This is a genomic window from Pseudomonas sp. KBW05, from assembly GCF_003852405.1.
GTDB lineage: Bacteria > Pseudomonadota > Gammaproteobacteria > Pseudomonadales > Pseudomonadaceae > Aquipseudomonas.
Map to the genome: position 1 here is coordinate 94,399 of NZ_QAJM01000032.1, position 6,000 is coordinate 100,398.

Here is a 6,000-nt window from a genome sequence, read left to right on the forward strand (position 1 = left end):
CAGTTGTTCTGTATCCCCCAAAAGCCCAGGATCTGTGTCTATCGACCGAGCCATGTGCTCGTTAGCCTTGGGCCACGTTAACTGACGACCGAGCCCCCCATGGACCTTACCGCCGTACCCTTTGGCACCACCGACTGGTCAACCATCGAGCCTGTTACCTATCCCGGCGAAACCGGCAGCGCCCTGTGGCGCACCTGCCACTTCGGCACCACCCGCGTGCGCAGTGTGGAATACACCCCCGGCTACCTGGCAGATCACTGGTGCAAGCGCGGGCACATCCTGCTGTGCCTGGAAGGCGAGCTGCACACGGAGCTGGAAGACGGCCGCCAGTTCACACTGACGGCCGGGATGAGTTACCAGGTAGGCAACGACATGGAGGCGCACCGGTCATTCACTGCCGGCGGGGCGAAGCTGTTTATCGTCGACTAGCCCTTAGTGCATCTTGCTGTGGTCCATCTTGCTGTGGTCCATGCCATCCAGGCCACGGGCCGGGGCCTTGACTTCAATGGTCTGTTTCTCGCCCTTGGCGTTCTCGACGGTCAGGGTCAGCGGCACCTGGTCACCCTCCTTGATCTGGCCGGTCAGGCCCATCAGCATCACGTGGTAACCGTTGGGGTCGAGGGTGACCGCCTTGCCGGCGGGCAGCGCCACCGAGTCCACCGGGCCCATGTGCATCACGTCGTCCTTCATGCTCATCTCATGGATCTGCACGTCCTTCGCCGCAGGCGTCGCCACGCTCAGCAGCTTGCTGTCGCTGTCGGCGGTGACGGTCATGAACGCGCCGCTCGACGGCTGGCCCGGTACGGTGGCGCGCACCCAGGCGTCGGTGACTTGTACCTGGGCACTGGCGTGGGCGGCGAGGGTCAGCAGGGTGAGGCCGAATGTCAGGCGCTTGAGGTGTTGAACGGCAGTCATTAGCAGACCTCCATGACGGTGAGCAGGTCTTCTGCGCACTCTTTAGCGGTAAGGGATGCCTGCAGCCCCAGGCGCAGGTTGCCACGGGTGTCGAAGACAAAACTGGTGGCGGTGTGGGACAGGGTGTAGGTGTCGCCGGCGGGGATCTTTTCATAAAAGATCCCGAACTCCTTGGCGGCCACGGCGATTTCTTCCGGGGTGCCGTACAGCGCTTCGAAGCTGGGATCGAAGGCCTTGACGTACTTGTCGAGGATCTCCGGTGTGTCGCGCTCGGGGTCGAGGGTGATGAACACCACTTGCATGATCTCGCCGTCGCGGCCCATCAGCTTCTTGGCCTGGGCGGCGCGGGCCAGGGTGGTCGGGCACACGGCCGGACACTGGGTGAAGCCGAAGAACACCACCGGCATCAGGCCACGGAACGAGCTCAGGGTGACGGTTTCGCCGTCGGTGTTCTTGAGCTTGAAGGTGCGGCCCATGATCTTGTCACTGAGGTCCTTGCCGTACTTGAAGTTCAGCTTGGGGCTGTAGTCACAGCCGCCCAGCAGGCTGCCCAGGCCTAACAGGCCCATGCCGGTCAGCACTTTGCGGCGGGTGAATAACGTACTCATCAACTGCGCATCCTGTGAAACGCCTGCATTGCTCTGGATCTACACATCAGGCTTTGAAAAGGAGTAAAGGAGGAGGGCGCCAAGTCTACCAACCCCAGCCGGCCCGCGTAATGTGCGACGTTCTGCCACAGGGGCGCGCCGTGCTTCATCTCGGTGCGCCTGTGGTGGTAGAGTCGCCGCCATGAAATTGCGCCCTCCCGACCGCTCGCTGATCGCCTGGACCCTGTACTTCTGCGTGCTGATGAACCTGTTCGTGTGCGGTTTGGGCCATGGGCAGATGATGGGCCTGGAGCTCAACGGCATCGGCGGGCAGTTCTGTTCGGTGGAAGGCAGCCAGCCGATTTCCGACAAAGGGTTGGGTAACCCGTCTTCCAGCAACATCTCGAACTACTTTGCCTGCCCGGTGTGCAACGCCCTCACCGTCGCCCTGGTGTTCCTGGTCGGTCTGGCCTGGCTGCTGGGCCTTGGGCAAACCCCGCGCCCGGCCCATGAGCGGCGCAACAAGGCGCCGCCGCGCTATTCCTGGCCCTCGGCCAACCCCCGCGCTTCCCCCGCATTCTGACGTGTGCCTTGGGCTGCCTGTGATCAGGCGGCGTTCTATCGTCACGACTGTGAGTGCGTTTGATGAATCACCTATTGCCTGCCGGCGCCAGCCGCCTGGTCAGCAAGGCGTCCCGGCGCCTGCACCTGGAGCCGGCGCTGCCCGACTACCCGAGCAATTCCCGCTGCTTCGTGCACCTCGATGCACGCCTGTTGCCCCATTGGCACACCTTGTTCGACATCTGCCCGGCGCTGCTCAAACTCGACCCGCCGGAGGGCTTGAACCTGTTCCGCAGCTTCATGACCTGGGCCTATCGCAATCGGCCCCCGCTGGACTGGACCTACCACGTCAACGTCTGCCGCTGGCTGCTGGGCTCGCCGTATCGGGTACAGATTGACGATGAGCCGATCGAAGCGTTCATGGCGGCTGCGGCGGCGTGCTGGATCAATACCGATACCAGCCCGGCCAGTGGCGTGGTCCTGACTTGGCAAGGCGCGACCGTGTTCGACTGGAAGGACACGCCCCGGTCGGACGTCGAGCACCAGGCCTTGCCCGGCACCGAATGGGACTTCGCCTGGTGCCCGCTCAACGCGCAGGGGGCGTTCAGCGGTTGGCGGCCATTGCCTTGAGATTGTTACGCAACCGGTAAAAGTGAATGACGGTTTCCCCGGCTGTTTCCCGCGCGGCCGAGGCTATACCGTGCGCGCTCCCGTTAAATGCAGCACCACCCGACTGGCAAAGAACAGGGCTGGGCTGCGACGGGATCGCCTCATTTATCTTACGGAGCCTTCATGAATCACAAGACTTGCCTGGCCCTCGCCGTTTCCCTGGGGGCCGCGCAACACGTTGCTGCGTCCGGTTTTATCGACGACAGCAAAGCCAGCCTCGACCTGCGCAACTTCTACTACAACCAGGACACCCGCAACGCCCGGGGCGCGTCGGACAAGGAGTGGGGCCAGGCGTTCATGTTCAACTACCAGTCCGGCTTCACCGAAGGCACCGTCGGCTTCGGCCTGGACCTGCAGCAGATGGTCGGCGTGCGCCTGGACGCCTCGGGCCGTGCGGGCAAGGCCGGTGCCGACAACACCCCCGGCAGCGTCTTCCCGCTGGACGACGGCAAGGCCGCCCACGACTTCAGCAAGACCGGCGTCACTGGCAAAATGCGCATCGCGCAGACCCAGCTCAAGGTCGGCAACCTGCAACCCAAGTTGCCGGTATTGACCACCGAAGACGGCCGCCTGTTGCCCCAGACCTTTCGCGGTTACCAACTGGATTCCAAAGACTTCCAGGACTTCAACCTGATCGCTGGCAAGCTAGAGCGGGTTATCGACCGCAACTCCAGCAACGGCCAGGGCCTGTCGATTGCCGGCGCCAATGACCCGGTCAAGGGCAAGGCGAGCAACCAGTTCTACTACGGCGGGGTGGACTACGCCGTCAGCAAGCAACTGCAAGTGCAGTACTACTACGCCAACCTGGAGAACTTCTACCAGCAGCATTTCTTCGGCCTGGTGCACAACTGGCAACTGCCGGTGGGCCAGTTCAAAAGCGACCTGCGTTACTTCTACAGCACCGCCGACGGCAAGAACGCCAGCGCGGCGGGGCGCGATGAAGGCTACGTCAGCGCCGGTTACTACGGCAACGGCGTCAACACCGGCAAGGTCGACAACCGCCTGTGGAGCGCGTTGTTTACCTACGCCTTGAGCGGGCATTCGGTCAGCCTCGGCTACCAGAAAACCACGGGTGAAAGTGACTTTCCCCATATCAACCAGGGCCAGGGCCGCTCGCTCTACCTGATCACCAACTCGCAGTCGCTGAAATTCGTCAATGCCGGCGAGCAAGCCACCGTCGGCAGCTATGCCTACGACTTTGCCGGCCTCGGTGTACCGGGCCTGCGTTCCAGCGTCACCTATATCCATGGCAGCCACATCCGCACGGCAACGCGCGACAACAGTGAATGGGAGCGCGACCTGCGCGTGGATTACGTGATTCCCACCGGCACCTTCAAAGGCCTGGGCCTGACCTGGCGCAGCGCGGTACTGCGCGGCAACGACACGGCGGACAAGGACGAGACGCGGCTGATTGTCAGCTACAGCATCCCGCTGCTGTAACGCCTGGAGGTGCGTCCGGCTTGACCGGCATCAAGGTCTGGGCGCGCCCACCGCGCCACACTGCAGACCCGGCGCACCTGCGAGGCCACCATGCTCTATCTGCTGTTTCTCCTGGCCCATCTGTTTGCTGCCCTGATCTTTATCGGCACGGTGTTTTTCGAGGTGCTGATCCTCAGTGATCTGCATCGGCGATTGCCGGCGCGGGTGATGGTGCGGGTCGAGCAAGGCATCGGCCAACGTGCGCGGACGCTGATGCCGTGGGTGTTGCTGGTGCTGTTCGGGGCCGGCATCGGCATGGTCTGGTTGCGTTATCGGCCGGTGCTTGCTGCGCCATTCGCCACGTCTTTCGGCACCTTGCTGGCCGTCAAATTGATCCTCGCTGCCAGCGTATTGCTGCACTTTCTGCTGACGGTGCTGCGTATGCGTCGGGGGCGTGCCAGTGCGCGTTACCTGCGGGGTATCCACTTGAGCCTGTTCGGGCATATGGTCGCGATTGTGTTGTTGGCCAAGAGCATGTTTTACCTCACGTGGTAACGGTCTTGATCGCTGCACTAATGAGTTGAGGAGCCGCAACATGCATGTACTGGATCGGCGCAAGGCAATGTCGATTACCCCGTTATTTCGCCTGGCCTTCCGGCCATTTTTCCTTGGCGCGTGCCTGTTGGCGGCGCTGGCGATCCCCCTGTGGCTGTTGGCGCTGGGCGGCATGACCGGTGGTTGGCAACCGGCCGGTGGCTTGCTGGCGTGGCATCGGCATGAGCTGTTGTTTGGCTTTGGCGTGGCGATCATCGCCGGTTTCCTGCTGACCGCGGTGCAGACCTGGACCGGGCGTCCGGGCCTTAGCGGTGCGCCCTTGGCCGTACTGGTGGCGTTGTGGCTGGCGGCGCGCTTGGGTTGGTTGCTGAACGTCCCGTGGCCGTTGCTGGCGTTGCTGGAACTGAGCTTTCCGTTGGCCGTGGCCGGGGTGATGGGCTGGACGCTGTGGAAGGTACGGCAGACGCGCAACTATCCGATTGTGCTGGTGTTGGTGCTGCTGGCGGTGGTGGATGGCGTGTCGTTGGTTGACGCGAGCCTGCAACGCCAGGCGGTGCTGGCCGGGTTGTGGCTGGTGGCGGCGATGATGGGGCTGATCGGTGGGCGGGTGATTCCGTTTTTTACCCAGCGCGGTTTGGGGCGGGTTGAGGCGGTCAAGCCTTGGCCGTGGTTGGATTATCTGTTGCTGGGTGGGTCGGTCCTGGTTGCGTTGTGTTATGCCAGCGGGGTGGCGCTGTTCCCTCAGTTATGGCTTGGCGCGCTGTTTGTTGTGCTTGGATTGGGGCATTTGTTGCGGTTGGTGCGCTGGCATGATCGTGGGCTGTGGCGTGTGCCGCTTTTGTGGTCGTTGCATTTGGCTTATGCCTGGCTGGCGTTGGCGTGCCTGGGGATGGCGTTGTGGCATTTTGGGGTGTCGTTGAATCCCAGTCTGGCGGTGCATGCGTTGACCGTGGGGGGCATGGGTGGGTTGATCTTGGCGATGATTGCGCGGGTGAGTCTTGGGCATACGGGGCGGCCGTTGCAGTTGCCGCGGGGGATGGGGGTGGGGTTTGTGTTGTTGAATTTGGCGTGTGTGTGTCGGGTGTTTTTGGTGGGGGTTTGGCCGGTGGTGGGATTGTGGATGGCGGGGGTGTGTTGGTGTGTTGGGTTGGGGGTGTACCTATGGCGGTACGGGCCTATGTTGTGGCGGGCGCGGGTGGATGGGCATCCGGGGTAAGTGTGGGAGCTGGCTTGCCTGCGATGGCGGTCTGTCTGTGTACATATCCATTATTTAGGTAACGGCGGCTTATGGTTC

Annotated in this window: 8 protein-coding genes; 6 read left to right on the forward strand and 2 right to left on the reverse strand. The window is 62.8% G+C overall.

Annotated elements, in window-relative coordinates:
• Positions 1–99 precede the first annotated feature (99 nt).
• Positions 100–429 carry a DHCW motif cupin fold protein gene (locus DBR46_RS25390; RefSeq protein WP_124528440.1) on the forward strand — a complete coding sequence of 110 codons (330 nt, stop codon included), beginning with the start codon at positions 100–102 and terminating at the stop codon, positions 427–429.
• Between the two features lie 3 nt (positions 430–432).
• Here DBR46_RS25390 and DBR46_RS25395 read toward each other — a convergent pair whose 3' ends face one another.
• Positions 433–915, reverse strand: a complete 483-nt coding sequence (locus DBR46_RS25395) for a copper chaperone PCu(A)C (protein WP_124528441.1) — start codon at positions 913–915, stop codon at positions 433–435.
• Positions 915–1,523 carry an SCO family protein gene (locus tag DBR46_RS25400; RefSeq protein ID WP_016976099.1) on the reverse strand — a complete coding sequence of 203 codons (609 nt, stop codon included), beginning with the start codon at positions 1,521–1,523 and terminating at the stop codon, positions 915–917. Before DBR46_RS25400 ends, DBR46_RS25395 begins: the two co-directional genes overlap by 1 nt.
• A 181-nt stretch (positions 1,524–1,704) precedes the next feature.
• Here DBR46_RS25400 and DBR46_RS25405 point away from each other — a divergent pair, with 181 nt between their 5' ends.
• From DBR46_RS25405 to DBR46_RS25425, 5 genes are all read left to right on the forward strand, one after another.
• Positions 1,705–2,085, forward strand: coding sequence for a DUF2946 domain-containing protein (locus DBR46_RS25405; RefSeq protein ID WP_124528442.1), 381 nt, complete (start codon positions 1,705–1,707; stop codon positions 2,083–2,085).
• 62 nt (positions 2,086–2,147) lie between these two features.
• Entirely contained in the window at positions 2,148–2,693 is a 546-nt protein-coding gene (locus tag DBR46_RS25410) for a putative natural product biosynthesis protein (protein ID WP_124528443.1), read from the forward strand.
• A 162-nt stretch (positions 2,694–2,855) separates the two neighbouring features.
• The gene (locus tag DBR46_RS25415) at positions 2,856–4,172 is read left to right on the forward strand and encodes an OprD family porin (RefSeq protein ID WP_124528444.1); all 1,317 of its coding nucleotides are present in this window, start codon (positions 2,856–2,858) and stop codon (positions 4,170–4,172) included.
• 90 nt (positions 4,173–4,262) lie between these two features.
• The gene (locus DBR46_RS25420) at positions 4,263–4,706 is read left to right on the forward strand and encodes a CopD family copper resistance protein (protein ID WP_124528445.1); all 444 of its coding nucleotides are present in this window, start codon (positions 4,263–4,265) and stop codon (positions 4,704–4,706) included.
• A 40-nt stretch (positions 4,707–4,746) separates the two neighbouring features.
• Positions 4,747–5,922, forward strand: coding sequence for an NnrS family protein (locus tag DBR46_RS25425; protein WP_124528446.1), 1,176 nt, complete (start codon positions 4,747–4,749; stop codon positions 5,920–5,922).
• Positions 5,923–6,000: the final 78 nt, after the last annotated feature.

What these genes read in the sequence shown, in the direction of transcription:
- DBR46_RS25405 (WP_124528442.1), top strand. Translation starts at nt 1,705, where the DNA reads ATGAAATTGCGCCCTCCCGACCGCTCGCTGATCGCCTGGACCCTGTAC.
- DBR46_RS25390 (WP_124528440.1), top strand. Translation starts at nt 100, where the DNA reads ATGGACCTTACCGCCGTACCCTTTGGCACCACCGACTGGTCAACCATC.
- DBR46_RS25410 (WP_124528443.1), top strand. Translation starts at nt 2,148, where the DNA reads ATGAATCACCTATTGCCTGCCGGCGCCAGCCGCCTGGTCAGCAAGGCG.
- DBR46_RS25415 (WP_124528444.1), top strand. Translation starts at nt 2,856, where the DNA reads ATGAATCACAAGACTTGCCTGGCCCTCGCCGTTTCCCTGGGGGCCGCG.
- DBR46_RS25395 (WP_124528441.1), bottom strand. Translation starts at nt 915, where the DNA reads ATGACTGCCGTTCAACACCTCAAGCGCCTGACATTCGGCCTCACCCTG.
- DBR46_RS25400 (WP_016976099.1), bottom strand. Translation starts at nt 1,523, where the DNA reads ATGAGTACGTTATTCACCCGCCGCAAAGTGCTGACCGGCATGGGCCTG.
- DBR46_RS25425 (WP_124528446.1), top strand. Translation starts at nt 4,747, where the DNA reads ATGCATGTACTGGATCGGCGCAAGGCAATGTCGATTACCCCGTTATTT.
- DBR46_RS25420 (WP_124528445.1), top strand. Translation starts at nt 4,263, where the DNA reads ATGCTCTATCTGCTGTTTCTCCTGGCCCATCTGTTTGCTGCCCTGATC.